Origin of the sequence: Aeromicrobium panaciterrae, from assembly GCF_039537165.1 — a bacterium.
In the GTDB taxonomy this organism is placed as follows: Bacteria; Actinomycetota; Actinomycetes; order Propionibacteriales; family Nocardioidaceae; genus Aeromicrobium; species Aeromicrobium panaciterrae.
In genome coordinates this window covers 1,703,551-1,729,967 of sequence record NZ_BAAAZZ010000002.1, presented here as the reverse complement: position 1 = coordinate 1,729,967, position 26,417 = coordinate 1,703,551, and the positions used below count along the sequence as shown (strand labels likewise).

The following is a 26,417-nucleotide window of genomic DNA, read 5'->3' as shown; positions in this document are numbered from 1 at the left end:
GAGAAAACTAACCCATGCGGCTCTGCCAGCGTCCTGTCTCCGCTTGAATGGTCGCCATGCGCGCCGTCACGTGTCACCAGAGCCAGCTCAGCGTCGTCGACCTCGAGACCCCGGTCCCCGCCACGGGCCAGGTGCTCCTCGAGGTGCAGCGTTGTGGCATCTGCGGCTCCGACCTCCACGCCCGCGTGCATGGCGACGAGCTCGGCGCGGTCATGGTGGAGACCGGCTACGACGACTTCATGCGGTCCGACCAGCACGTCATCCTCGGCCACGAGCTGTATGGCGTCGTCGCCGATCACGGACCCGGCACCACCAAGAAGCTCGCCACGGGCACGCCGGTGGTCTCGCTGCCGCTGCTCCGCAACGGCACGGCCGTCGACGCGCTCGGTCTGTCGGCCAAGGCGCCGGGCGCGTACGCGGAGTACCTCGTCACCCAGGAGAACCTCACCCTCAAGGTCCCCAACGGACTCGCCGCCGACGTCGCCGTGCTGACCGAGCCGATGGCCGTCGGCTGGCACGCGGTTGCCCGCGGTGAGGTCAGGAAGAAGGACGTCGCAGTCGTCGTCGGATGCGGTCCGGTCGGGCTCGCGGTCATCACGATCCTGAAGTCGCGGGGCGTACGCACGATCATCGCCAGCGATCCGTCCCCAGGTCGCCGGGCCCTGGCCACCAGGCTGGGCGCCACCAGCGTCGTCGACCCGACCGAGGGATCGCCGTTCGCGACCGCCAAGGACCACAAGCACTTCACGACGGTGCCGGACACGCTCGGCGCCGCGATGGACGCCATCGACCAGATGTCCAGGCTCCCGGTCGGCTGGTGGCACGCCTGGCGTGCCGCCGACAAGGTCGGTGCGACCAACCCCAAGGCGCCGGTCATCTTCGAGTGCGTCGGCAACCCCGGGATGATCGACAGCATCATGGCCGGGGCACCGCTGTTCTCGCGGATCGTCGTGGTCGGCGTGTGCATGGGCGGCGACCAGATCCGGCCCTCCATGGCGATCAACAAGGAGATCGACCTGCGCTTCGTCATCGGCTACACGCCGCTGGAGTTCCGCGACACGCTGCACGCCCTGGCAGACGGCACGATCGACCCGTCGGCGATGCTGACCGGTCGCGTCGGCCTCGATGGTGTCGCGACCGCGTTCGACGCCCTCGGCGATCCCGAGACCCACGCCAAGATCGTCATCGACCCGCGCCTCGACGGCTCGCAGGTGCATGCCAGATGATCGTTCACACCGTGCTCCTCGAGCTCGATCCGGACAAGACGGCGGAGATCGACGCCGCGGTCCAGGGGCTGCGGTCCCTGGCAGCGCTGCCCGGCGTCATCTCGATGAGCGTCGGCCCGGACGTCAGTCCGGAGAACCTCGCCGACGGCTTCACCCACGCCGCCGTCGCGGTGTTCGAGTCGGCGGCGGCGCGCGACGCGTACCTTCCCGCTCCGGAGCACCTCGCGGTCGTACGCCTGCTCCAGGCCTGCATGCGACGGGTGACCGTCGTCGACATCGAGGGGTGATGGTGTTCACGATCCGTGAGGACGACCTGTCCGGCCCCGAGGTTCGTCAGCTGCTCGAGCGACACCTAGACGACCTCGCGCTGCATTCTCCCGCCGAGTCGATGCACGCGATGTCGGCCGATCGCCTGAGCGGGCCCGATGTGACGTTCTGGTCGGTGTGGTCGGGCGACCGTGTCGTCGGGTGCGGCGCACTCAAGGAGATTGACGCGACCCATGGCGAGGTGAAGTCGATGCGCACGATCGACGACGTACGCGGACAGGGCGTCGGCGGGCTCGTCCTCGAGCACCTGCTCGGCGAGGCACGCCGGCGCGGGTATGCACGAGTCAGCCTCGAGACCGGCAGCGACGAACCGTTCTTCGCGGCTCACCGGCTCTACGAGCGCCACGGCTTCGTCCGGTGCGGACCGTTCGCCGACTACGCCGAGGACCCGTGGAGCGTCTTCATGACGCTGCAGCTCTGACGGCTCGGCGCCTGCGGACGGCGGCGATGACGACGGCTGCGACGAGCACGGCGGTCATCACGAACCAGCTCAGCGCGTACGGGCGGTTGAGCACCGTCATGTTGTCGGGCTTGCCACCCTGTCCCGAGAGCACGTTGACGAACGCCAGCGTCAGCGTGCCCCACAGCAGGAAGCCGATGCCGGCGGCAGCACGGACGTGACTCGGCAGGAGGCGCGCACCCAGGACGCCGATGCCGACCGTGACCGGCGCGAGGATCGCGTCATGCAGGATCACGCCACCGACCAGGAACACCGCCACCGAGATCAGCTGCGTCGACGTGAAGTCGCGCATCAGCCAGACACCCCAGAGGCCCACACCGACACCCAGCGCAAGCAGCGCGGCGCGGATCTCCCTCATGACGTGACCTCCAGCTGGCGGACCCACTTGGTCTGCAGGACTCCGGGACGGTTGGGCGCGATGATGCGGCACGGGTAGCCGTGGTCGAGCGACAGCGTCTCGCCGTTGAGCTCCAGCGCCAGCAGCGTGCGGTGGTCGCGGACGAAGTCCGCCGGGAGCTCCGACGTACGGAACGCGCCGATCGTCTGCATCGAGCGGACCTTCACCTCCGAGTCGGGATCGCCGCCGGCCAGCTCGACGAGGTCGCGGACCGAGACGCCGGTCCAGAGCGCGCTGCGGCTCCAGCCCTCGACGCACGCGATCGGCAGCCGGTGGGTGCGCTGCGGGAGCGCGGCAAGCTCGGCGCGGCTGAACGTACGCGTGGTGCCGGCGATGACGACCTCGAGCCGGAAGTCCGGGTCGGCTGCAGCCTTGGCGGCACCGGCAGCCCTGGCGGTGCGGTTGACCGGGAGGTCCTGCGGACCCTCGCCGTCACGCACGCCGAACACCGAGACCTTGCGGAGGAACGGCACGGTCTGCCCCGCCGTCAGCAGCACCGCGAGACCGGAGGCGGCCGTCGCACCGAGCAGCACGGAGCGGCGGGTGGGGGCATGTTCGTCGCCGGAGCCGGGGTCGTACGGCTCGTCGCGCCGCGGCTCGAGGGGCGAGCCGAGGGCCTCACGGATGACCGGCAGCTTGACCGCGATGTGCACCAGCAGCGCGCCGATGAGGATCCAGGCCACAGCCTCGTGCGTACGGCGGAAGCTGAACTCCCACGGGTACCACTGGGCGATGTTGAGAGCTCCGGTCGTCAGCTGGAAGACACTGGCCGAGACGAGCACACCGATCGACGCCTTCTCGAGCAGGTCGACGACCAGGGCTCGTTTGAATCCCGGTGGCTGAGAGGAGACGAAGCGAAGCGGAGTCTCGAAGCCGGGAGGAAGGATGAAGAGTCGCGGGTAGACCGACCACAGCTTGACCAGCAGCAGCGGGATCGAAGCCGTGCCGGTGATGACGTGGAGTCCCTGCGTCACGCGGTAGAGCTGGGTCGGGTGGGGCCCGATCGGCAGCCAGCCGGGAGCCGCGTACTGGTAATGGCTCCACATCCCGGTCACGAAGCAGATGCCGAACGCGATGCCCAGCGCGATGCCGACCCGGGCGCTCAGCTCGGTGCCACGTGCCCGGCTCGTGAAGTCCTCGGGGCTCGGGAGCCGCTTCTCGATGTCCGCGACGGTGGGAATCCTCATGTCAGGTCCGCACCAGCGTCGCGGTGTGGCGCCCGCCGGCGCTCGCGGTGCCGACGACGGCCATGCCGGCCTGCTCGGCGACGGCGTCGATCGCGTCCAGCCCGACGACGGCCCACTCGAAGTACGACGACAACCGACCGTCGACGCGGAGCCGGCGGCGGTCGCGGACGAGGCCGAGACCATGATCGGCGACCTCGGCGATGACCGATCCACCCGGAGCCAGGACCTGGCCGAGCCGGCGGAGCAGGCGTACGGGGTCGCCGCCGATGCCGAGGTTGCCGTCGGCGAGCAGTGCGTACGCCCAGCGGCCCTCACCGGGCACGACGCCGAACACGTCGCGGCGCAGCGCGAGGGCACCGCGGACACGCGTCTGACGTACCGCCTCGGTCGACACGTCGATCCCCATCGCCGGCACGCCATGTGAGGAGATCTCCGCGACCAGCCGTCCCGGACCGCACCCGACGTCGATCGTCGCCATGTCGCACGGGTCGATGAACAGTTCGCGGTCGACCCAGTCCGGCGCCGCGCTCCACTGGCCGATGCCGAGCTCCTCGGCCCGGCCGACCGTGTCGACGAAGTGCCCCGAACGGCCGGCGAACACCGCGTCGAAGGCGCTGACCGCGTCAAACGTGCTCGTCATGACAGCGCCCCCACCACGGCAGCGACCCGGGAGATCGGGAGCTCGGCGGCGATGGCCTGCGCATCGTCCCAGGTGTCCATGTCCCGGCGCACCGCGATGTGGGCGACGTCCCCGAGGGCCGCTTCGGTGAGTGCACCGGTGTCCGCCTGTGACATCGGTACGTCCGCCAGCGCCGCCGCGTCGGCACCGTCGGGGAGGCCGAGCAGCCACCACCCGCCGTCGTCGGCCAGGCCGATCGTGCGATGGCCCGCGTCGACCAGGCGGCCGGCGTCGAGGAAGTCCTCGACCGTGACCTGCGGGGTGTCCATGCCGACCTGGACGACCCCGCGCCCACCGTCGGCATCGGCGTGCGCGTGGGCGATGCGCTGGCCGAGACCGTCACCGCGCTGCTCGATGAGCGTGGGCTCGCGGAGCGCCTCGGTGATCTCGCCGAACCGTGCGGCCTGCGTGAGGTCCCCGGTCATTGCGACGACCAGCGGCCAGCCCACGGCGGCGGCCGCGTCGAGCGTGTCGAGCAGCGCCGCCGCGGCGAGCTCGGCGGCTGCCTCGTCGCCGATCGTCTGGGCGATGCGCGTCTTGGCGAGTCCGGCGACGGGCGCCTTGGCGACGATGAGCAGCGTGGGGTGGCTCATCGCAGCACCCCGGCGAAGTCGCGGATGACCCGGGCGGTGCCGGTCAGCGATCCCGAGACCTTCGACTTCGTCCCGGCGGCACGGCTCTGGTACGCCACGTCGATCTCGGCGACGGTCCAGCCGGCCTCGGCGGCCTTGAGCATCAGCTCGAGCGGGTAGCCGAACCTCCGGTCCCCGATGCCGAGGGCGAGGAGGTCGGCGCGGCGACACACGCGCATGGGTGCGAGGTCGTGGATCGGGAAGTCGCTGCGGCGACGTATCAGCCCGGCGAGGAGCGTGGTGCCGGCGCGAGCGTGCCACGGCCAGACGCCGCGGGAGACAGGACGGCGGCGACCGATCGCCATCGTCGCGGCGCCCTCTCGTACGAGGTCGAGCATCGGCACCAGGTCGAGGAGCCGCATCGACGCGTCGCCGTCGATCACGGCGACGAACGTCGCCTCCGCGGCGAGCACACCCGCGTGAACTGCGGCGCCGTAGCCCGGGCGGGTCTCGCTGATGACGTGGGCGCCGAGCGAGCGAGCGACGTCGGCAGTCCCGTCGGTCGAGCCGTTGTCGACCACGATGACGCGCCAGCCCGGGGGCACCGTGGCGAGCACGAGGGGCAGCGCGGCAGCCTCGTCCCGGCAGGGAATCACCACGTCGCACACGGTCATGCTCATGATTCGACGCTAGGGCCGCGTTGGCTTGGTCACCACCGATGCGGGATGACGGACCCATGACATCGGGTGCCGCTCGACCCCCGCGACGTGCCCTTCGCACCTAGGCTGACCAGCGTGTCCACGCCCGTGATCTCCGCGCGCACCGCCGCATTCTCGGCGGCCGGCGGGCTGCTGCTCGTCGTGGCGGCATACGTCGTCCCGCGCTGGTGGTACGAGGACATCGACGTCGAGTTCCCCCCGCTTCACGCCAGCTGGGACCCGACGTTCCCGCCGGGAGCTGTCGCGGTCATCGCGATCGGCATCGCCCTGGCACTCGTCCTCCCGTCCCTGGCGGCGCGGCTCCGCTGGCCGGCGCTGCTGCTGGTCGCGTTCAGCACGTTGTGGCTGTGGATCATGGCGCTCGCCATGACGCAGGGCACCGACGGCCTCGCCAGCACGTTCGAGCGCAAGCAGGAGTACGTGTACGACGCCCAGCACGTCACGTCGATCAGCACGATGCTGCACGAGTTCATCGACCGGATCCCGCTCGACTCGGCCGACAACTGGCACGTCCACGTGGCGGGCCATCCGCCCGGCGCGCTGCTCTACTTCGTGGGCCTCGACCGGCTGGGCATCACCGACCCGTTCTGGATCGGCGTCGTCTGCGTGACGATCGCCTGCACCGCCGTCGTCGCCGTGATGATCACGTTCAGGACCCTCGGCACGGAGAAGCTGGCCCGCTCGACGATGCCGTGGATCGTGCTGGCACCGAGCGCGGTCTGGATGGGCGTCAACGGCGACGCCGTGTTCACCGCCGTGGCCGCCTGGGGGCTCGCACTCCTCGCCCTCGCCGCCACGAGGTCGTCAATTCCCGCGGCGATCGCCGCGGGCCTGCTGCTGGGCTGCTGCGTCTACCTCTCGTACGGCCTGGTGCTCCTCGGCATCCTCGCCGTCACGGTGCTGCTGATCGCCCGAACGTGGCGCCCGTTGCCGTGGGCCCTCGGTGGAGCGGCGATCGTCGCAGTGGCGTTCACGGCAGGCGGGTTCGCGTGGTGGGAGGCTTACCCCGTGCTCCGCCAGCGCTACTACGACGGCATCGCCTCAGACCGGCACTACTCGTACTGGGTGTGGGCCAACCTCGGCGCGTGGACCTGCACCGTGGGGCTCGCGGTCTGGGCCGCGTTCCCCGCCGCCCGTCGCCGGCTCCGCACGAACGTGCTCGTCCAGCTGGCCGGCGCGGCGATGCTCACGATCCTCGTCGCGACGCTCTCGGGCATGAGCAAGGGCGAGACCGAGCGCATCTTCCTGCCGTTCACGATCTGGGTCGTGGCGCTGCCCGCCCTGCTGCCGGCCCGCTGGCACCGGGGACTCCTTCTCTCACAGGTCGCACTGGGTCTGGGCGCCCAGCTGCTGCTCCTCACGAGGTGGTGAGCATGGACACCGCTCGACCTCACGTCCTCGTCGTCGAGGACGAGCTCGCCGTACGCGATGTCGTACGCCGCTACCTCGAGCAGGAGGACTACCAGGTCAGCGTGGCCGACGACGGTCCCTCCGGGCTGGCCGCGGCACGCGAGCTCCGCCCCGACCTGATCGTCCTCGACGTCATGCTGCCCGGCCTGAGCGGCCTCGAGGTGTGCGAACAGCTGCGGACGACCGACGGCTCGTCCGTGCCGATCATCATGCTCACGGCGCTCAGCGAGACCGACGACCGCATCGCCGGGCTGACCAGCGGCGCCGACGACTACGTCGCCAAGCCGTTCAGCGTCAAGGAGCTCACCCTGCGGATCGGGTCGGTGCTGCGTCGCGCGCACACCGTACCCTCACCGATCGACGGCGTCCTGACCGATGGCGACCTCTCGCTGAACCCGGCGTCGCGCGAAGCTCGGCAGGGCGACGAGCCGCTGGCGTTGACGAGCCGGGAGTTCGACCTGCTCCAGTTCTTCCTCCGTCACCCGCACGAGGTGTTCAGCCGCGACGAGCTGCTCAAGCAGGTCTGGGGCTGGGAGTTCGGCGACCACTCGACCGTGACGGTCCACGTCAAACGACTGCGCCACAAGGTCGAGGACGTGCCGGCAGACCCACGGCGACTCGTCACGGTCTACGGACTCGGCTACCGATGGGACCCCGCGCCATGAGCTCTGCAGACCTGCACTCGGTCGTCATCGGCCTGATCACCTCGCTCGGCGTCGTCGCGGTCGGCGCCGTGATCCTCCGCCGGCTGCGTACGCGGGCGCTGACGACGTCGATCGTGCTGCTGACCCTGGTGCCGCTGATCGCGATCATCGTCGGCGTCGTCGGCACCAGCCAGTTCATGTTCACGGCCGAGCTACGTCGTACGGCCCTGGTCTGGCTCGTCGTGACCGCGGTCAGCGTGCCGAGTGCGATCCTGCTGGGCCGGACCCTGGCCCGCAAGATCGTGTGGGAGCGCGAGGCGCTCGACCGCGAACGCAGCGCCGAACGGTCCCGTCGCGAGCTGCTCGCCTGGCTCAGCCACGACCTGCGCACGCCGATCGCCGGCGTGCAGGCGATGACCGAGGCGCTCGAGGACGGCGTCGTGTCCACCCCGGAGGACGTCAAGCAGTACGCCCAGCTCATCCGCGGCGAGACCTTCCGGCTGGCATCGATGATCGACGACCTCTTCGAGATGTCCCAGATCAACGCCGGGGTGCTGCGGCTCGACGTCGGACCGATCGCGGTCGACGACGTCGTACGCTCTGCCGTCGAGGCCGCCCGGCCCTCCGCCGAGCGGCACGGTGTCACGGTGTCCGTCGAGGGCCGGCCCGAAGGCACCCTCGCCGTGGGTGCTGCGCCCGAGCTGGTGCGGGCGCTGCGCAACCTGCTCGGCAACGCGATCCGCCACACGCCGGAGTCGGGCGAGGTCGTGGTGTCCGTCGGTGCCGACGAGTCCGAGGTGTGGCTGCGGGTGGCGGACGCGTGCGGCGGCATCCCGGAGGACGACCTCGCGAACGTCTTCGAGATGGGCTACCGCGGGACCGCCGCCCGCGAGACCGCACGGTCGGGCGAGCCGCAGGGAGCCGGCATGGGACTCGCGATCGCCCGCGGCCTGCTGGACGCGCAGGACGGCTCGATCGCGGTGCACAACCACGACATCGGGTGCCAGTTCGAGATCCGCCTCCCGGCCGCCTAGAGGTGTGCTTAGCGTTCGCGGAGTGGATCGGTCGCCAGCCGGGCCAGCCCGTCCTCAGGCCTGGTCGCCGCGACGAACCCGAGGCCGACCGCCGCCGCACGCGGCGACGCGACCACATGGCGTACATCGAACCGCCGGTAGTCGCCCGTCAGCTCCGGCTCCGGCGCGCCGGCCGCACCTGCCAGTGTCGCCGCCATCTGCCCGATCGTGAACGGGTGCCCCGAGGCCACGTTGTAGGCCGACAGGCCCACGGGATGCCCCGCGACCTGCTCCATCGCCAGCACGTTGGCGCGGGCGATGTCGGTGACGTGGACGAAGTCGCGCATCTGCGCACCGTCCTCGAACACCTTCGGCGCCTCGCCACGGGCGATCGCCGACCGGAAGATCGCCGCGACCCCGGCGTACGGGGTGTCGGCGGGCATGCCCGGACCGTAGACGTTGTGATATCTCAGCGCGATGGTCCTGGCGTTCTCGAGCGTGCACCACGCCGAGGCGTAGTGCTCCTGGGCGACCTTCGACGCGGCATAGCTGGTACGCGGGAGGAACGGCGTGTCCTCGGCGATCTCCCGCCAGGTGATCTCGCCGCCGCACACGGGACACCGCGGATCGAATCGTCCTGCGGCAAGGTCGTCGTCACGGCGTACGGCAGGTGGCACGTCACCGTCGACGGGGCACGTGTAGCGCCCATCGCCATAGACCACCATCGACGAGGCGAGCACGAGATTGGTGACACCGGTACGCGCCATCGCCGCCAGGACTTGCGCCGTGCCGGCGTCGTTGTGCTCGGCATAACCGGGCAGGTCCTGGGCGTCCACGCCGTTGCCGACCATCGCCGCCTGGTGGCACACGACGTCGATGCCGGACAGCAGGTCGTCGAGCGGATCGTGCCGGACGTCGCGGCGGATCGTGCCGTCCGGGATCACCGGGTTCTCGCCGTGCGCCATCGGCAGGAAGCCGTCGACCTTCACGACCTCGTGACCGGCGAGCTCGGCCTGCGCGGCGACGTGCGTACCGATGAAGCCGGCAGAGCCGGTGAGCAGAATCCTCACGGGAGTGCGATCGGCAGGTCCATGCCGTCGACGGCATGCGAGCACGAGCAGTCGCGCTCGGTGCCGAGTCCGCCGATCACGCCGGTGAGCGCTGACTTGAGGGTGTCAGTGTGCGCCGAGAACACCTCGAACACGGCGTCCATGCTCACCGCCGAGGCCTCGTCGACGCCGGCGTCATGGTCGGTGACCAGGCAGACGGTGGCGTAGCAGAGCGTCATCTCGCGGGCCAGGATCGCCTCGGGATGACTGGTCATCCCGATGACGGCCCAGCCCTGCGCGGCATACCAGCGCGACTCGGCGCGGGTCGAGAACCGCGGACCCTCGATCACGACGAGCGTTCCGCCGTCGACCGGGTCGTGCCCCTCGAGACCCGTGAGCAGGTGACCGCGGAGCCGGGTGCAGTACGGGTCGGCGAACGACACGTGACACGCGTTCTGGTCGAAGTAGGTCTGGATGCGATGCGTCGTACGGTCGACGAGCTGGTCCGGGACCACGAACGTCCCGGGGCCGTACTCCACCTGAAGACCGCCGACGGCGCACGGCGCCAGCACCTGGCGTACGCCGAGGCTGCGCAGCGCCCACATGTTGGCGCGGTAGTTGACCTGGTGCGCCGGGAACTCGTGGTGCTTGCCGTGGCGCGGGAGGAACGCGACCGTACGATCGCCGACCCTCCCTATCGCGATGGGTGCCGACGGCGTGCCGTACGGGGTGTCGACCTCGACCTCGCGAGGATCGTCGAGGAACGTGTAGAAGCCCGAGCCGCCGATCACGGCGACATCAGGTGCGTCAGTCTCAGCCATGCCCCGAGCATGGCATCACGAGACACACCTCGCGCAGCGACTGGCAGCGCGAATCCGATAGCCTCGTCCAACTGTCGGCAACGGCGACGATCGATGAACCCGGGCCGTGGGCTGTTGTGACTCGACGCAACCTCTTGGCCGCATACGCGGCGGTCCACACTCACCACTGTCACGCGGACCACGGCCCAGGATCATCGACCGCCGGTCACAGTCGTCCCCTCACGTCATAGCCACCGTCGACCAAGAGGGACTGCCCGGTGATGTAGCTGGCCGCGTCGCTGACAAGGAAGACGAGGGAGCGCGCGATCTCCTCCGGCTCTGCGGCGCGCCCTAGTGCAACCGTGCCGACTTCTGCGCGCACGCCATCGCTCCACGTCATGGACATGTCCGTCTTGGCGAAACCCGGTGCCACCGAGTTGACCCGAACTGCCGGGGCCAGCTCCTTCGCGTACGCGGTGGTGACGTTCTCGAGGGCCGCCTTGGCCGCACCGTACGCCATCGTCTCCGGGCTCGAGAGGTGGTCGCGGCCACGGATCGACGACACCGTCGCGATGGCACCTCCACCGCGAGCGAGCATGTGCGGCACGACTGCCTGGATGAAGTGGACCGGTCCGAGCACGTTGGACCGGAACATCTCGAGCCACAAATCGTCATTCGGGATCAATGGCGGTGTCTCCGCGACGGTGCCGAGAGTGCACACGAGAGCGTCCGGAACGACGCCCCGGGCGACGAGCCCTTCAACGGCTCTCGTGACCGCTTCGGCGTCGATGCCGTCGCACGCGATCCACTCGGCATCCAGTTCAGTGGCCAGACCCTCGAGAGCCGGCGAGACTGAGCGGCCATGCACGACGACCTTGGCCCCGGCCGCACTCGCAGCTCGAGCCGTACCAGCGCCGATGCCACGTGAGGAGCCTGCCACCAGGACGGTGCGTCCCGTCATATCGATCATGACGGAGCTGACGCCAGGATGAGCGCCGCACCCTTCTCGCCGATCATCATCGACGGCGCCTGGGTGTTGCCGCTGATGATGGTCGGCATGATGGACGAGTCAACGACGCGCAGGCCCTCAAGTCCGCGGACCCTGAGCTGCGGATCGACCACTGCGAGCTCGTCAACGCCCATCTTGCAGCTGCCGACGGGGTGGTAGTCAGTCTTGCCCCATGCGCGGATGTAGTCGCGGATCTGCTCATCGGTCTCCACAGACGGACCGGGAAGCTGCTCGTCGCGCAGCAACTCCTTGAACGCGTTCTGCTCGAACACCTTCCTCATCCACTTGAAACCTTCGACCGCGACGTCCATGTCGCGCTCGTCGGCCATGTAATTCGGATCGACGACCGCGGGAACCTTCGGATCGGACGAAGTAATCGTGACAGCGCCAGAGCTTTTCGGCCGGACGTTGCACGCGAGGAGCGTCACTCCGTGACCCGGAACCTTCTCGGCATTGCGTGCGCCGTCCTTCCAGACGACGTACGCCGGCAGGAAATGGAGCTGGATGTCGGGGGACCGGACGTCATCGCTGCTGCTGACGAAGGCACCTGCCTCGGTGATGGTCGCGGTGGCGGGGCCCGTCCGGTAGAGGCCGTACTCGATCGCGTGCCGCACTGCGCGGTCCCACCGATCCTCACCGCTGTAGGTGACAGGTTGGCGCGCCTCGCGGGTGATGTAGACCTCGAGTTGGTCACGCAGGTTCTTGCCGACTCCAGGCAGGTCGTGGACGACTTCGACGCCGGCGTTCGCGAGCTCGTCGGCCGGACCGATGCCCGACAGCAGCAGCAGTCGCGGCGAGTTCAGCGCACCGGCGGCGAGAATGACTTCGCCCTCTGCCCGTGCAAGCTGCTCCTTGCCCTTGCGGATGAACCGCACGCCGGTGGCACGGCCGCCCTCGATGAGGATCTTCTGCACCTCGGCCCGTGTCAAGACGGTCAGATTCGGCCGGTCCATGACCGGATGGAGGAACGCGGTCGACGCGCTCTCACGTCGCGCGTCACGCTGGGTGACCTGGTGGAAGAACACACCTTCCTGGCTTGCGCCGTTCGGGTCGTCGGTGCGCTTGATTCCCGCCTCCTGTGCCGCGCGCAGGAACGCCCAGGAGGTCGGGTTGTGCTGGACCTGATCGGCGACGTTCAGCTCACCGTCGATGCCGTGGTAACCATCGGCCAGGCGCTCGTTGCGCTCATGCACCGTGAAGTACGGAAGCACGTCGTCGTACGACCAGCCGTCGCAGCCCATCTCTGCCCACTCGTCGTAGTCGAGCTTGTTGCCGCGGACGTACAGCATCGCGTTGACCGAGGTGCTGCCGCCGAGCGCCTTGCCCTGTGGCAGGAACATCGACCGGTCGTTGAGGTGCCTCTGCGGCGCTGTGTCGAAGATCCAGTTCGCCTTCGTGCCCATCAGCTTCGCGAACCCGGCCGGGATCTTCAGCAACGGGTGGCTGTCCTTCTTCCCCGCCTCGAGCAGCAGTACCCGGTTCGCGGGGTCGGCACTCAAGCGGTTGGCGAGCACACAGCCCGCTGCTCCGGCTCCGATGACGATGTAGGTGTAGCGGGTCATGACGTCCTTACTTCCTGATTCGTACGAGGGGTAGCGGCGATCGCCGCCGTCGTGTTTCGTGCCGCTGCGCGTAGGGTCTCGGGGTCGCCGGCTTCAATGACCTCGAGGAGGCCCAGCGTCGACCAGGTCTCGGCGGTCGAGTCGTCTCGACCGACCACGGCGACGACGGGTACGCCATGGCGGCGTGCAGCCCGAGTCAGTCCGTCGAGCACCTTGCCCTGGGCGCTCTGCTCGTCGAGGCGGCCCTCGCCTGTGAGCACGAGGTCTGCGACCTCAAGCTTCTCGTCGATGGCGTGCAGCGCGAGCACGGTCTCGATGCCCGAGACAAGCTCGGCGTCGTGGACGGCCCACAGCGCGCCGGAGAGCCCTCCTGCCGCGCCGGTGAAGGGGATGCCACGCGGATCCCTCGGGTAAGAGGCAGCAAGATCGTGAAGTCGGGCCGTCAGGCGCCCGACCATCGCGGGGTCAGCGCCCTTCTGGGGCCCATAGACCGCGGCGGCCTGCTCGTAGGGGGTCGTCACGTCGCAGAGCACACGAACCTGAGCGTCGTGAAGACCGCCTGCCTCAGCGATCGCCTCGAGCGCGCCCTGACCACCATCGGAGCAGCCGCTTCCGCCCACGCCCAGAAGAATCTGTTGGGCGCCGGAAGCCACGGCGGCAGCGATGACCTCGCCTGTGCCCCGGCTCGTCGCCGCATAGGCGTCGACCGTATCCGGATCGACAAGATGAAGACCTGATGCGCTCGCGGTCTCCACCACCGCAGTCGTGCCGTCGGACGACAGGAGGTACGCCGCAGTGACGGCACGACCATCTGGTCCGGTTGCTCGCACGTCACGTCGTGCACCGGGCACGACCGTCGCGAGCGCTTCGAGCGTCCCCTCGCCGCCGTCGGCAAGCGGTGACAACAGGGCCACACCACCCGCATCCTCGACGCCGGCGCCAAGTGCCGCCGTGACCTCGACGGCAGTCATCGTGCCCTTGAAGGAGTCGGGTGCGACAAGCACGCGGATGGTCATGTCACGCCGCCTCGGCGATGAGTGTCGTCATACGACCACATATGTCGGAAACAACCTCGTCCGCCGAGCGGGACCACACCTCGGCGTTGAGCACCTCGACCTCGATCCACCCGTCGTATCCACCCGCGTCGACCGCCCGCAGGATGCCCGCCAGGTCGATGATGCCGTCGCCCGGAAGGCCGCGACCAGCGAGCAGGTCAGTGGTCGGGACGAGCCAGTCGGCGACGTGCACACCCCGGACAAGTCCTGTAGCGGCCTCCAGTGACGACATCAGCTCGGGGTCCCACCACACGTGATACGTGTCGACGACCACGCCCACCTCGGGACGGCTGACCAGGCGTGCAAGGCGCACCGCCTGGGCCAGCGTGACGACGGCTGACCGTTGTGCCGCAAACATCGGGTGGAACGCTTCGATGGCGAGGGCCACGTTGGCGTCGGCCGCGTGGTCGGCAAGTGAAGCAATGCCGTCGACGATGCGGGACTCAGCATCGCGGAACCCCGCCTCTGTGACCGGGCCGCAGACCAGGACCAGTGACGCCGCTCCCAGCTCACAGGCCTCGTCGACCGCGCGCCGGTTGTCATCGAGTGCCTCGCCAGCGTCGCGGTTCGTGAAGAAGCCACCCCGGCACAGGCTGGAAGCGACGACGCCATGGTCGTCAAGCAAGGCACGAGTCTTGGCCGCGTCGCCGCCGACAAGCTGATGACGCCACGGTGCGACCCCCGAGACCCCATGCGTCGCACAGGCACTGACGAGTTCCTCGGTGGTCGAGTGCTCAGTGGTCGCCTGGTTCAGCGACAGCCGTTCAAACGTCAGGGTCACTGCACGACTCCTGCCACCTCGAGGAACTGACGCATCCTGTGAGTCGCCAGTTCCGGATCGGCAAGAGCACCAGCAGCGTCGGCCAGCACGAACGTCTCCGCGAGGTGCGGCACCGACCGCCAGGTCTCGGCACTCGCGACCATCCGGAAATGGTCCTGATGTCCGTTGAGCCAGGCGAGCAGCACGATGCCTGTCTTGTACGCAGACGTCGGCGTAGCGAACACGTGCCGCGAGAGCGCCACGGTCGGATCGAGGATCTGATGGAACCCCGCGGTGTCACCGTCATCAAGACGTGCGAGTGCTGCGCGAGCTGGGACTGCCAGGGCGTCGAACGCCCCGAGCAGGGCGTCGCTGTGGCCGTACTCGTCGCCAGCGATCAGTTCGGCGTAGTTAAAGTCGTCGCCGGTGTGCATGTGAACGCCCGACGGTAGTCGCCGCCGCAGGTCCACCTCTCGCTTCGCGTCAAGCAGCGATATCTTCGCCCCGGAAATCTTCTGCTGGTTCGCCTCGACCAGCGCTATGAAGGTGTCGGCGGCGATGTCGAGGTCGTCGCTGCCCCAGTAGCCCTTGAGGGAAGGGTCGAAGGTGACGCCGAGCCAGTGAAGGAACACGGGAACGGGACTCTGCCGGATGACGTCGCCATAGACACGGAGATAGTCGTCTGACGACGACGCGGCAAGTGCCAAGTGACGGCTGGCCATCAGGACCGGCACTCCCCCTGCTTCGCCGATCCAGCCGACCTGTTCGACATATGCGTCGACGATCCGCTCGAGCGAGTGCATCTGCCCAGGCTCGAGCTGGTCGGTCATCGCCCCGAAGGCGACTGACCCTCCGACACTGTGTGCCTCGGCTCCCGAGCGTCGGATCAGGTCACGAGCGAGTCTCCAGCCCAGCCCTCCACCACGCTGGGCGGTATCCATCGCGTCGGCGACACCGAGGCCAAGGCCCCAGACATGGCGCCGGAACGCCAAGGTCGCGTCCCAGTCGATGCTCTGTGGGCTTCCGAAGTCGGCCGGGTCAGTGAACGGGTTGGCGACGACGTGAGCCGCCGCGAACACGGACCTTGTCACTGGCGCGGTGCCATCGAAAGGAAGGTCGAAGACGTACGACCGAGCACGTGCGGTGTGGGTCGTGACAGTCCCGTCCGCGTGCGGAACGCGCAGGCTGGTCCCTGAGGTCAGCGTCGTCATGCGCTGATCTCCTCGTCGGCGTGTCGCGCCAGTTCGCGTGTTCCGGCAACGATGGATGCGCGCCACTCGTCACCGAGAGCGGTCGGATCGAACAGCCTCGGGTCCATGATCCGAAGGTCATCTGCGACGTCGACGCCGGCAGGCAGCAGATCGAGGACATCGTGGTTCAGGTCGACTCCGGGCGCGACCTCGATGAGCACGAGACCACGATCACCGAGCTCGAAGACTGCCCGCTCCGTCACATACAGGACGCGCTGACCACGTAGGCGCGCCTGCTCAGCGCTGAAGGTGACTTGCTCGACGACGTCGACAATTTTGCGGTTGAGTCCCTCCTGCTCGATGGTCAAGGCCCCATTTGCGGGCACTGCAGACAGCCCGCCAGCAGTGAACGTTCCACAGAAGACCACCGTCGAGGCATTCTGGGAGATGTTCACGAATCCACCTGTGCCGACAACGCGTCGATTGAACTTCGACACGTTGACGTTGCCGAGGCGGTCAATCTGCGCGAAGCCCAGGAACGTGATGTCCAGGCCACCCCCGTCGTAGAAGTCGAACTGATAGGGCTGATCGAGCACGGCGATCGGGTTGGTTGCAACGCCGAAGATGACACCGCGAGCGGGAACACCGCCAACCAGACCCTGCTCGATGGTGAGGGTGAACAGACTTGACCACTCCTCCTCGGCCGCCACAGACGCGACGCCATCGGCAATACCGACGCCGAGGTTCACGACGTCTCCGTCGCGTATTTCCGAGACCGCCCGCCGAGCCACGACCTTGCGCTGGTCCAGCGGGAACTCCTCGAGGTGACTCAGGGCGCCCTTGATCGAGCCTGCGAATGCGGGGTTGTAGTCGTGTGTGACTAGCTGACGTTGGTCCTTGTGCACGACGACGACATCGACACAAATGCCGGGTACGACGACCTGGCGCGGGTCGAGGCTGCCGCCCTGGGCGACCTGCTTCACCTGGGCGATCACGAGACCGCCGCTGTTGCGCGTCGCCTGCGCAATCGACAGCATCTCAAGACGTGCCCCTTCCTGCTCGAGCGAGATGTTGCCCCACTCGTCGGCCGTCGTGCCACGGATGAAGGCAACGTCAAGGTTGAGAGACGGATAGAAGAGCCATTCCCGGCCATTGAGCTCGAGCACTTGGACGAGTTCTTCGGTCGTGACGTCGTTCAGGCGTCCGCCCTCGAGCCGTGGGTCGCAGAACGTGCCGAGCCCGACGTGGGTGAGCAGACCCGGTCGTCCGCCGGCGATTTCACGGAAGAGCTGGCTCATGACCCCCTGCGGAAAGTTGTAGGCCTCGAACTCGTTGTCGATGACCATTTGGCTCATGCGCGGAGCCATTCCCCAGTTGCCGGCGATGATGCGGCGTGCCAGGCCGGGGAGAGCGAGGTGGTCCATACCGCCACCTTCACGGTCGCCGATCCCGGTCGTGTGGACAAGAGTCAGGCCGGACGGCGCACCCGTCTGGCCATAGATTTCGCCCAGCGTGCGGATGAGCAGGTCGGGCTCGACCAGGCCACCGCCCGAGCCGCCGATGGCGACTGTGTCGCCTGGGCGCACCATCGCGACCGCGTCTTCCGCGGAGACGAACACAGGTCCGCCACGAATACGGCGACTGGTGTTGTCGTGCTGGTCGTTCATCGGACTTCCTTCGAGGGGAGAGTGGTCAGCGGCGTCACTGCATGACTCCGCCACCATTGAGATGGAGGGTCTGACCATGCATGAAGCTGGACGCTTCGGAGGCGAGGTAGACGACGGCGGGGGCGATCTCGTGGGCCTCGCCCATGCGTCCGGCGACGAGGCCGGCGGTGCGCTCGCGGGCTAGCTCCGGCGTGAACGCGGCCGCCGTCATCGGTGTCGCGATGGGTCCCGGCGCGATCGCGTTGACCCGGATGGTCGGCCCGAGCTCTCGAGACATCGCGCGGGTCAGACCGAGAACGCCAGCCTTGGCGGCGCAGTAGCTGCTGTAGCCGGCGGCTCCCTTGAAGGCCAGCTGGCTCGCCAGATTGATGACGACACCACCGCCGCGGTGAAGCATGCCCTCGACGGCGTGGCGGGACACCACGAAGACGCCATCAAGATCGACGCTGATGGTCTTGCGCCAGTCGTCGAGACTCATGTCCAGCAGTCGTCCCTCGACCATGTACCCGGCGTTGTTCACCAGGATGTCAATGGGTCCCGCTTCTTCGACGAAGCGAGCCGCGGCGTCCCAGTCCGAGACATCGCCTTCGACCACTCCGGCGAAAGCGTTCTGTTCGGCGAGCTCGTCGGCGAGGTCTTTGGCCTGCTCGGGCTGGTCCAGATGGTGGACGACAACCGCTGCGCCGGCGTTGGCGAGGCCTAGTGTCATCTCGCGGCCCAGGCCACCCACGGCCCCGGTGACGAGCGCCGTACGGCCGGACAAGTCGAACGGACCATTCATCGCGCACCCCCGTACCAGGCTTCGCGACGACCGCGGCGCAGCTGGATGGTCTTGTTCTCAGTGAAGAACTCCATTCCTTCGCGACCAAACTCCGCCCCGTAACCACTGTCGCGGCGACCACCAAGCGGAATCTCGGGAAAGGCGTCGGTTGAGCCGTTGATCCAGACTGTGCCGGTGTTCAGGCTCAGGGCGACGTCGAACGCCTCATCGATGTCTTGCGTCCATACCGAAGCGGCGAGACCGTACCGCTGTGCGTTCGAGCGGTCGATCACTTCGCCGAGATCGGTGTAGCGCTGCACAGTCGTCACCGGGCCGAAGAACTCCTCACGGACTGCATGGTTGGTGTCGACGTCGGTCGCCAGGACGGTCGGGGCCAGGTATGGCGCGGCAGCTGTGCCCTCGACCTGCACCTGCGCCCCACCGGTGATGAGAGCCGCCCCTTCCTCGGTGGCGCGCTCGACACCGGCGAGAACATCCGTGAAATGCTGGCCCGAGATGAGAGGACCCATCTCGGTCGCCTCGTCGTGAGGGTCGCCGAGGGAGATCTGCGCCGCTCCGGCGGCGAGGCGCTCGATGAGCTCGTCGGCGATGTCGGCGTGCGCGAGGATGCGCGACCCGGCGACGCACACCTGTCCTTGGTTGAAGTACGAGGCGAACAGCAGACCATCCACCGCGACGTTGAGATCGGCACGTGAGGTCACGACGACCGGGGTCTTGCCGCCTGCCTCGATCGCGACCCGCTTGAGGCGGTGCTGACCGGCGCCCGCGGCGATGTAGCGACCCGTATTGGTCGAGCCGGTGAAGCTGATGACGTCAGTGTGCGGATGGCTGACGAGCGTCGCCCCGGCGGAGCCCTCGGCAATGAGCACCGACAGCGCGTCGGGCTCAAGACCCGCCTCGTAGAGGAGGTTGGCCGTGGCCAGCGCAGTGAGCGGCGTCAACGGGCTGGGCTTGATGACGATGGTGCAGCCGGCGGCCAGTGCCGGAGGGACCTTCTGACCAAGAATGCCGAGCGGGAAGTTGAAGGGCACGATGATGCCGGCGACTCCAGCCGGCTCGCGGACCGTCATCGCGAACACGTCCCCGGCGATGTCACGCACGGTGCGACCGTTGATGTCACGGGCCAGTCCAGCGAAGTACTCGAACGCGTTGACGGTTGCCCCCACCTCGCCGCGTGCCTCACGAATGGGCTTGCCGGTCTCGGCGACGAGGAGTCGGGCGAAACCCTCCGCGCGCTCAGCCATCAGCTGGGCGGTACGCAGCAAAACCGTGGCCCGGCCGCGACCCGTCGACCTGCCCCATCTGCCATGGTCGAACGCACGCCGCGCCGCGGCTACCGCAGGCTCGACCGGGGAGTCGGTCGTGTCACCCCCGGTGAAGATTGCGCGACCGACTGACGGGCCGATACGGGCGGCCATGGCATCGGCCGCGCCGACCCCCCTGCCAGCCACGAGTGAACCGATGACAGGGATGCCTTCACGGATCTCGAGGACTGCCGGCCCGAGCAGCTCCGGGTCGAAAGCTGTCGGAGTGGTCGAGGTGGTCATGATGTCTGTCCTTCGATGAGATGTGCGGAACGCGCGGCCCTGGCGGCTGCCTTTCGCTCGAGGAAGCCGTGCTTGCGTGCCCGGGAGGGCTCGTACAGTGCGTAGAAACCGGCGAGAGCCACCTCGAGATCGAGATGACCACGGAGTTGGCCGAGCAGGCTCTTGGCCATCGCGGTCGCGGTCGGCTCGGCGGCCAGGAGACGGTCGACGACTGTCGTGACTGCGGCGTCGAGGTCCGCCACGGCGTGCGACGAGGTCACGACAAGAAGCTCGGCAGCACGCCGGCCGTCGATCAGCTCGCCCGACAGCAACAAGTGTCGGGCGACGCCGTGGCCAGAGATGTCAGCGAGGCGCGCGACACCGCCCCACGAGGGCAGGTTGCCCAGACCAAGCTCGGGCAGGCCAAGCACTGCGTCATCGGTGGTGATGCGCAAGTCACAGGCCAGCGCCAACTCGAGGCCGCCCCCGACCGCAGTCCCTTCGATGACACCCACGGTCACCTGCGGCAGGTCGGCAAGGGCGGCAAACGCCTTGCTCCCGAGCCGCGACTGCTTCATCGCCTGGTCGTACGAAGGGTCGACCCAGTCGGCGATGTCGGCACCGGCGCAGAAGGTGCCGCCTGCCCCGCGGAGCACCACGACACGGACGTCGTCCCGGTCGCCGATCTCGGCCACATGCCCTGCGAGCTGCTCGAGCATCGAGTTGTCGAGCGCATTGCGTTTGACGGGACGGTCGAGCGTGATCCGCGCGACCCCCGTGGCGTCGACGTCGAGCGTGACCGACATGACGAGTCCTTTCTCTGGATTGGGTGGCCTCAGGCCTTGCGGCTCTTGGCGATGCGATCGATGAGGAGCGCCAGGATGATGGCGGCGCCGACGGCGACCTGTTGATAGAAGGCCTGCACGTTGAGGGACGTCAGACCTGCCGTCAACGTTGCGATGAGCACCGCGCCGAATGCGGCGCCAGCCATTGACCCGTATCCGCCCTCGAGCTTGGTTCCGCCGATGACCGTGGCCGCGATGGCCGTCAGCAGCAGGTCGGCACCCAAGGTCGGATCGGCGGCTCCCAGTCGGGCGGTCAAGATGCCGCCTGCAAGCCCTGCTGCAGCGCCAGCGACGACGTAGGCCGTCGCGGTGTGGCGGCCTACCTGGATCCCGGCAAGCCGCGCAACCTCGGAGTTGCCGCCTATCGCGATGAGGTACTCGCCGAAGACCGTGTAACGGAGCACGAGCGACGACACGATGGTGAGGACGATGAACAGCACGACCGGGATCGGAACGCCCGCAATACGACCAGCAAGCGCGTTCTCGAACGCGACCGGGATGCCGTAGACAGCCTGGCCGCCTGCGATTATCAGCGCGAGCCCCGCGTAGATGCCCATTGTCCCCAGGGTCACGATGAACGGCGTGATCTTGGCGATCGTGACCAGTAGTCCGTTCACCAGTCCGCACAATGCGCCGACGAGGAGTGCGAGCGCGATAGCGACGGCAGCGGGCATGCTGTGCGAGAACGAGCCGGCCGCGACCGCTGTCACTGCAACGGTCGAGCCGATGGACAGGTCGATACCGCCGGTGATCAGCACGTATGTCTGGCCGAGCGCGAGGATGCCGACGACGGCTGCCTGCAGCAGGACGTTCATCAGGTTGCTGCCGTCGAGGAAGAACGGGCGGGCGATGCCGAATCCGATGATGAGGGCGGCGATGACGACAAGGAGGCTGCCCTGGCGCGCGGCCCCGCCGAGGAGCCCTCGGAGGTCGAGCGGCGGACGGTTGGCATCCCGGACGGGAGCCTGCTCGTCAGATGCTTCGAGTGTGATGGGCTGGTTCATCGGGGTCTCCTGTAGATGTCAGGTCGGATGGTCATTCGGCGGCGGCGTGACGGACGACGGTCTCTTCGTCGGCCTCATCACGATCGAGCTCGGCGACGACGCGTCCGCGCCGCATGATGACGACGCGGTCAGCCATAGCGAGCACCTCGGGCAGGTCGGACGAGATCATCAGAACCGCCTTGCCGCGGTCTGCGAGATTGCGCATGATCGCGTGGATCTCGCCCTTCGCGCCGACATCGATGCCTCGAGTCGGCTCGTCGAAGATGTAGACGTCGCTGTCCTGACGGAGCCACCGGGCCAGGACGACCTTCTGCTGGTTGCCGCCCGACAGAGTCCTCACCGGACGGTCGACCTGCATCTTGGTGTTGAGCGGCTTGAGCGCGGCAGTGGCGACATCACGCTGGACTCGGCGGTTGATGAAGCCACGACGCCCGGGCGGATCCATCAGCGTGACGTTTGACGCGGTGGTCATGTCCAGCGAAAGGCCCTGGTGCTTGCGGTCCTCGGTCAACAGCGCAATCCCAGCGCGAATGGCGTCGAGCGGACGGCGGATGACCACCTTCTTGCCATGGACCCAGATGTCGCCGCTGGTCCGCTTGTCCGCGCCAAAGACAGCGCGGGCGAGCTCGGTTCGACCAGCGCCCACCATGCCGGCCAAGCCGACGACCTCGCCGCGCCGGACCGTGAGTGACACGTCGTCCACGACACCGGGAACAGTCACGTGCTCGATGCGGAAGAGCTCTTCGCCGGGCTGGGTATCACCGGGGCCGACTCCGTGGGCGTCGAGCTGGCGGCCAACCATCAACCGCACGAGGTCGTCCTCGGACTGGATCTCAGAGCGCAGGAGGGTCGCGACGAGCTGACCGTCTCGCAGCACAGTCACCCGATCGGAGAGCTCCAGTACCTCCTTGAGACGGTGAGAGACATAGATGATGGCGACTCCGGAGGCACGAAGATCGTCGATGATCTCGAAAAGCCGCTCGCTCTCGGCAGTCGTCAGCGACGCGGTCGGCTCATCCATGATGATCGTCCTGGCGTCGGTGCTCAGCGCCCGCGCCAGCTCGACCAGCTGCTGCTGGGCGACACTCAGCTGAGAGACGGGGATGTTGATCGGTGCGTCGAACCGCAGTCGGGTCAACGACGCGGTCGCACGCTCGCGAGCCTCCTTCCAGTCGATGATGCCGCCGCGGTTGCGCTCGGTGCCGAGCACGACGTTCTGGATCGCGGTCATTTGAGGGACCAGGCTGAGCTCTTGGTGGACCATCGCGATACCGGCGGCGAGTGCGTCCGAGGGCCGGGCAAATTCAACAACGTTGCCGTCGACCCGGATTTCACCGGAATCGGGGCGCTGGACACCGAAAACCGTCTTCAACAACGTCGACTTTCCGGCGCCGTTCTCACCCAGGAGGGTGTGGACCTCGCCGGGGTGAGCCGTGAAGCTCACCCCGACGATCGCCTTGACGCCAGGGAAGGTCTTCGTCAGGTCGATCACCTGCAGGGCTGCGGTCGCCTCGCTCATGATGTGCCTGTCCTTCTCTGGTTCGGTTTCAGTGGATGGGTCGGTCGGTCATTCGGAGAACAGGTCGGTGAGGACCAGGCCCGCGTTGTCATAGAACTCGTCGACGTTGTCGGCGGTGATGAGCTGTGCCGGCGCAACGATCCACGCGGGAACGTCCTGACCCTCGAGGTGACGCACGGCGGCCTCGACGGCCCAGTAGCCCTCCCAGTACGGGAGTGGGCTCACGGTGGCCGTGAAGTTCCCGGCGCGAACACCGGCGATCGCCTCGGGTACGCCGTCGGTGCCGATGACCGAGATCTTCTTGCCGGACGCCTTCACGGCCTTGGCGACGCCGATTGCCATGGTGTCGTTGTTGGCGTAGATGCCCTTCACATCAGGGTGCTGCTGGATGATCTGCTGCGTCGCAGCGAAGGCCTTATCACCGTCCCAGTCACCCGGGACACTGGCGACGAGGTCGAGGTTCCCCGCCTTGGCTACACCTTCCTTGAAGCCCTTGATACGAAGGATCGCCGCGCTGGAGCCGGCCTGTCCTTCGACCTGTGCGACCTTGCCTCCGGCCGGGAACTCCTTGGCGAACTCTGCAGCGGCCTGAATGCCGTTGAGCTCGTGATTCGGGCCGACGTAGGTGGTTGCGGCCACGCGTGCGTCGTCGACGTTCACAACCGGAGCGCCCTGCGACTTCATGGTGCGCAGCGCCGGCGTGAGGTTCGACGTGCTCTCGGGCGCGATGACGTACGCGTCGAACTTCTGGCCCGTCAGCGTCTGAGCGATCGTGAGCTGCTCAGTCTGGGCGCTCTCGCTGCTCGCGGCCTGGACGGTGACATCGATGCCGAAGTCCTTGGCGGCAGCCTCGGCGCCCTTCTCGATGCCCTGCCAGTACTGGTTGGTCAGCGCCTTGAGGATCACCGCGACGCGGTAGTCCTTCTCGGGCTTGACGGTGCCGAGAGTCGAAGCAAGCTTGGCTCCCTCGAGCTGCTTGGCATCACTGGCATCACTTGCGTAGGTGTACTTGGCATCGTCGCCGCTGGAGCCATCCTGCGCTGAGGAGCAGGCTGCGAGTCCGATCATCGCGGTTGTCGCGGCGACCGCCACGAAAGTGCGCTTGAGTCGAATCATTTCTGGTCGTGCCTTTCTTGAGAAACGGTGCTGTGGACGACACCGGTTGGTCCCGAGAGAAATCGTTTTCCTATCCGAGCTGCAAGGAGTGTCATTACTCCCACAGCTCCGGTGGACACCCGCACGTCGAGCCGAGGACGAGACGTGCCGGCAGCACATCAAGCTGCGGAGGCGCGCCGGTCTTGCCATCCCATCGGGACTGGATGCGAGTCAGGAGGATGCTCGCTGCACGAGCGCCGAGCGCGCGGGCAGAGCTGTCGACGGTGGTCAGCCTGATGCCAGGCATGCGGCTGACCCACACGTTGTCGAAACCGACAACGGCGACGTCCCTCGGGACGTCGAGACCGAGTTGGTCGCAGGCTTGCAGAGCGCCGAGTGCCATGCCGTCGGACGGGACAAAGACTGCGGTCGGCCGGTCGGTCCCGCTCATCAGGGCAGCCATCGCCTCGGCGGCATCCTCTCGACGAGAGCTGGCTGCCTGAACCACGAGAGCGTCGCCGGAGGGGAGGTGACGGTCCTGGAGGACCTCTTCGTACGCTGCCCGACGCTCGATGAACGGAGCGACCTCGGGCGGACCAGCGATGTGACCGATTCGGGTGTGACCGTGCTCGGCAAGGTGCTCAACCGCCATGCGAGCGCCACGCAAGTTGTCGGCGATGACGGTGTCGACACTGGTGGACGGTAGGTGCCGGCTCGCCAGCACGACGTTGACTCCCGAGGTGACCAGGTCCTGGACTTTGGATCCCACCATCGTCACTGACGCCATGATGATCCCGTCGACCTGCCGCTGCCTCATGGAGCGAACCGCCAACGATTCCTTCTCAGCGGAGCCTTCGGAACTGCTCATGATGAGCGTGAAACCCTCGGCGCCGAGCACCTCGTCAACGCCGTCGACCAGCTCGGCGTACAGGGGGTTCACCACGCTGGCAACGATCACGCCGATCGTGTGGGTGCGGCCATGAACCAGGCCCTGCGCGATGGCATTGGGCTCGAAGTCCAGCTCTGCGACGGCGGCCGCGATGCGAGACCGTGTCTCTTCTGACATGTAGTAGCCGTTGCCACCGAAGTACTTCGAGACGGTGCCCTTGGACACACCAGCACGCGCGGCGACATCGCCAATCGTGATCCGACGCATTCCCGTAGGAAACCGGTTTCCCATAGCCCGAGACTATGCGTGACCCTCGTCACTCTTGTCAAGCGGTCACCGGAACTTGGTTCTGACCACTGCGGGGACTACGGGAGAAGCGAGGCCTCCCGCCCTCGCGCGGCAGCACCAGCGAGGCGGCTTCGCCGCGTGGGAGGCGCTGCAATGGTGGGGGTCCCGCCATCGCCTCTTGACTGGGTGCTTCGCACCGGATGAAGAGCCGATGACGGGATCCCTCGTGCGGCAGCACCAGCGAGGCGGCTTCGCCGCGTGGGAGGCGCTGCGATGGTGGGGCCCGACTCGATTCCCGCCATCGTCTCGCGGTTGCGCGCTGCGCGCGGAATGGCGAGCCGATGACGGGATCCCTCGTGCGGCAGCACCAGCGAGGCGGCTTCGCCGCGTGGGAGGCGCTGCGATGGTGGGGGTCCCGCCATCGCCTCTTGACTGGGTGCTTCGCACCGGATGAAGAGCCGATGACGGGATCCCTCGCGCGGCAGCACTTGAGGGCGGCTCCGCCGCGGCAAAAGCACTGCAGGGAGGGGACCCGACTCGATTCCCGCCATCGTCTCGCGGTTGCGCGCTGCGCGCGGAATGGCGAGCCGATGACGGGAATCGAACCCGCATGTCTTGCTTGGGAAGCAAGCGCTCTACCACTGAGCTACATCGGCGTTGAGGTCGAGCGACCTCGACACCAGCCTATCCATCGATCGCGCGTCAGCGCCCAAAGATTTCTTTGACTGCAACGGCAGCAGTTAA

At 67.8% G+C, this 26,417-nt stretch carries 26 protein-coding genes and 1 tRNA gene; 6 read left to right on the top strand and 21 right to left on the bottom strand.

All coding sequences use genetic code 11. The features are described 5' to 3' along the window. Positions 1-56 precede the first annotated feature (56 nt). Genes ABD683_RS09355 through ABD683_RS09345 form a run of 3 tightly spaced genes read left to right on the top strand, consistent with a single transcriptional unit; the run spans position 57 to position 1,974 of the window. On the top strand, positions 57-1,226 hold the full coding sequence (locus ABD683_RS09355; protein ID WP_344769345.1) for a zinc-binding dehydrogenase: 1,170 nt from the start codon (positions 57-59) through the stop codon (positions 1,224-1,226). After that, positions 1,223-1,513, top strand: coding sequence for a Dabb family protein (locus tag ABD683_RS09350; RefSeq protein WP_344769343.1), 291 nt, complete (start codon positions 1,223-1,225; stop codon positions 1,511-1,513). Before ABD683_RS09355 ends, ABD683_RS09350 begins: the two co-directional genes overlap by 4 nt. Continuing rightward, positions 1,513-1,974, top strand: a complete 462-nt coding sequence (locus tag ABD683_RS09345) for a GNAT family N-acetyltransferase (protein WP_344769341.1) — start codon at positions 1,513-1,515, stop codon at positions 1,972-1,974. The genes ABD683_RS09350 and ABD683_RS09345 overlap by 1 nt, the downstream gene beginning before the upstream one ends. On the opposite strand, the gene ABD683_RS09340 is transcribed toward ABD683_RS09345, so the two are convergent. From ABD683_RS09340 to ABD683_RS09320, 5 genes are read right to left on the bottom strand one after another with little or no spacing between them, the layout of a single operon-like run. Further along, the gene (locus ABD683_RS09340; RefSeq protein WP_344769339.1) at positions 1,955-2,371 is read right to left on the bottom strand and encodes a hypothetical protein; all 417 of its coding nucleotides are present in this window, start codon (positions 2,369-2,371) and stop codon (positions 1,955-1,957) included. The genes ABD683_RS09345 and ABD683_RS09340 overlap by 20 nt on opposite strands. After that, positions 2,368-3,597 carry a molybdopterin-dependent oxidoreductase gene (locus ABD683_RS09335; protein WP_344769337.1) on the bottom strand — a complete coding sequence of 410 codons (1,230 nt, stop codon included), beginning with the start codon at positions 3,595-3,597 and terminating at the stop codon, positions 2,368-2,370. The genes ABD683_RS09340 and ABD683_RS09335 overlap by 4 nt, the downstream gene beginning before the upstream one ends. 1 nt (position 3,598) lies before the next feature. Next, positions 3,599-4,237, bottom strand: coding sequence for a methyltransferase domain-containing protein (locus ABD683_RS09330; RefSeq protein WP_344769336.1), 639 nt, complete (start codon positions 4,235-4,237; stop codon positions 3,599-3,601). Then, entirely contained in the window at positions 4,234-4,869 is a 636-nt protein-coding gene (locus ABD683_RS09325; protein WP_344769334.1) for a TIGR04282 family arsenosugar biosynthesis glycosyltransferase, read from the bottom strand. The genes ABD683_RS09330 and ABD683_RS09325 overlap by 4 nt, the downstream gene beginning before the upstream one ends. Continuing rightward, positions 4,866-5,528 carry a glycosyltransferase family 2 protein gene (locus ABD683_RS09320; protein ID WP_344769331.1) on the bottom strand — a complete coding sequence of 221 codons (663 nt, stop codon included), beginning with the start codon at positions 5,526-5,528 and terminating at the stop codon, positions 4,866-4,868. The genes ABD683_RS09325 and ABD683_RS09320 overlap by 4 nt, the downstream gene beginning before the upstream one ends. Before the next feature lie 114 nt (positions 5,529-5,642). Here ABD683_RS09320 and ABD683_RS09315 point away from each other — a divergent pair, with 114 nt between their 5' ends. The 3 genes from ABD683_RS09315 to ABD683_RS09305 are packed head-to-tail and all read left to right on the top strand — an operon-like array spanning position 5,643 to position 8,655. Continuing rightward, on the top strand, positions 5,643-6,938 hold the full coding sequence (locus ABD683_RS09315) for a hypothetical protein (protein WP_344769330.1): 1,296 nt from the start codon (positions 5,643-5,645) through the stop codon (positions 6,936-6,938). Positions 6,939-6,940: 2 nt separating this feature from the next. Next, positions 6,941-7,642 (top strand): response regulator transcription factor, encoded by a 702-nt coding sequence (locus tag ABD683_RS09310; RefSeq protein ID WP_344769327.1) that lies wholly within the window; start codon positions 6,941-6,943, stop codon positions 7,640-7,642. Next, positions 7,639-8,655: a sensor histidine kinase gene (locus tag ABD683_RS09305; protein ID WP_344769325.1), complete on the top strand. Its 1,017-nt coding sequence runs from the start codon at positions 7,639-7,641 to the stop codon at positions 8,653-8,655. The genes ABD683_RS09310 and ABD683_RS09305 overlap by 4 nt, the downstream gene beginning before the upstream one ends. 8 nt (positions 8,656-8,663) lie before the next feature. On the opposite strand, the gene ABD683_RS09300 is transcribed toward ABD683_RS09305, so the two are convergent. The 16 genes from ABD683_RS09300 to ABD683_RS09225 all read right to left on the bottom strand — a co-directional run bounded on the left by ABD683_RS09300 (position 8,664) and on the right by ABD683_RS09225 (position 26,329). Continuing rightward, a complete protein-coding gene (locus ABD683_RS09300; RefSeq protein WP_344769323.1) occupies positions 8,664-9,704 on the bottom strand; it encodes an NAD-dependent epimerase/dehydratase family protein in 1,041 nt (346 codons plus the stop codon). After that, positions 9,701-10,504 (bottom strand): S-methyl-5'-thioadenosine phosphorylase, encoded by an 804-nt coding sequence (locus tag ABD683_RS09295; protein ID WP_344769321.1) that lies wholly within the window; start codon positions 10,502-10,504, stop codon positions 9,701-9,703. The genes ABD683_RS09300 and ABD683_RS09295 overlap by 4 nt, the downstream gene beginning before the upstream one ends. A 205-nt stretch (positions 10,505-10,709) precedes the next feature. Continuing rightward, a complete protein-coding gene (locus tag ABD683_RS09290; protein WP_344769320.1) occupies positions 10,710-11,444 on the bottom strand; it encodes an SDR family NAD(P)-dependent oxidoreductase in 735 nt (244 codons plus the stop codon). 5 nt (positions 11,445-11,449) lie between these two features. Beyond that, a complete protein-coding gene (locus tag ABD683_RS09285; RefSeq protein WP_344769317.1) occupies positions 11,450-13,054 on the bottom strand; it encodes a GMC family oxidoreductase in 1,605 nt (534 codons plus the stop codon). After that, positions 13,051-14,070, bottom strand: coding sequence for a glycerate kinase (locus tag ABD683_RS09280; RefSeq protein ID WP_344769315.1), 1,020 nt, complete (start codon positions 14,068-14,070; stop codon positions 13,051-13,053). The genes ABD683_RS09285 and ABD683_RS09280 overlap by 4 nt, the downstream gene beginning before the upstream one ends. A gap of 1 nt (position 14,071) precedes the next feature. Continuing rightward, positions 14,072-14,890, bottom strand: coding sequence for a sugar phosphate isomerase/epimerase family protein (locus tag ABD683_RS09275; protein WP_344769312.1), 819 nt, complete (start codon positions 14,888-14,890; stop codon positions 14,072-14,074). Beyond that, entirely contained in the window at positions 14,887-16,080 is a 1,194-nt protein-coding gene (locus ABD683_RS09270) for a dihydrodipicolinate synthase family protein (protein WP_344769310.1), read from the bottom strand. The genes ABD683_RS09275 and ABD683_RS09270 overlap by 4 nt, the downstream gene beginning before the upstream one ends. Next, positions 16,077-17,726, bottom strand: coding sequence for an acyl CoA:acetate/3-ketoacid CoA transferase (locus tag ABD683_RS09265; protein ID WP_344769308.1), 1,650 nt, complete (start codon positions 17,724-17,726; stop codon positions 16,077-16,079). The genes ABD683_RS09270 and ABD683_RS09265 overlap by 4 nt, the downstream gene beginning before the upstream one ends. A gap of 34 nt (positions 17,727-17,760) precedes the next feature. Then, positions 17,761-18,507 (bottom strand): SDR family NAD(P)-dependent oxidoreductase, encoded by a 747-nt coding sequence (locus ABD683_RS09260; protein WP_344769305.1) that lies wholly within the window; start codon positions 18,505-18,507, stop codon positions 17,761-17,763. Continuing rightward, positions 18,504-20,054 (bottom strand): aldehyde dehydrogenase family protein, encoded by a 1,551-nt coding sequence (locus ABD683_RS09255; protein WP_344769303.1) that lies wholly within the window; start codon positions 20,052-20,054, stop codon positions 18,504-18,506. The genes ABD683_RS09260 and ABD683_RS09255 overlap by 4 nt, the downstream gene beginning before the upstream one ends. Then, positions 20,051-20,839 carry an enoyl-CoA hydratase/isomerase family protein gene (locus tag ABD683_RS09250; RefSeq protein ID WP_344769301.1) on the bottom strand — a complete coding sequence of 263 codons (789 nt, stop codon included), beginning with the start codon at positions 20,837-20,839 and terminating at the stop codon, positions 20,051-20,053. The genes ABD683_RS09255 and ABD683_RS09250 overlap by 4 nt, the downstream gene beginning before the upstream one ends. A gap of 29 nt (positions 20,840-20,868) precedes the next feature. Then, positions 20,869-21,882, bottom strand: coding sequence for an ABC transporter permease (locus ABD683_RS09245; RefSeq protein ID WP_344769299.1), 1,014 nt, complete (start codon positions 21,880-21,882; stop codon positions 20,869-20,871). 31 nt (positions 21,883-21,913) lie between these two features. Further along, a complete protein-coding gene (locus ABD683_RS09240; RefSeq protein ID WP_344769296.1) occupies positions 21,914-23,401 on the bottom strand; it encodes a sugar ABC transporter ATP-binding protein in 1,488 nt (495 codons plus the stop codon). A gap of 48 nt (positions 23,402-23,449) precedes the next feature. Beyond that, positions 23,450-24,517, bottom strand: coding sequence for a sugar ABC transporter substrate-binding protein (locus ABD683_RS09235; protein WP_344769294.1), 1,068 nt, complete (start codon positions 24,515-24,517; stop codon positions 23,450-23,452). A gap of 94 nt (positions 24,518-24,611) precedes the next feature. After that, the gene (locus tag ABD683_RS09230; protein ID WP_344769292.1) at positions 24,612-25,652 is read right to left on the bottom strand and encodes a LacI family DNA-binding transcriptional regulator; all 1,041 of its coding nucleotides are present in this window, start codon (positions 25,650-25,652) and stop codon (positions 24,612-24,614) included. A gap of 606 nt (positions 25,653-26,258) precedes the next feature. Continuing rightward, a tRNA-Gly gene (locus ABD683_RS09225) sits at positions 26,259-26,329 on the bottom strand. Positions 26,330-26,417: the final 88 nt, after the last annotated feature.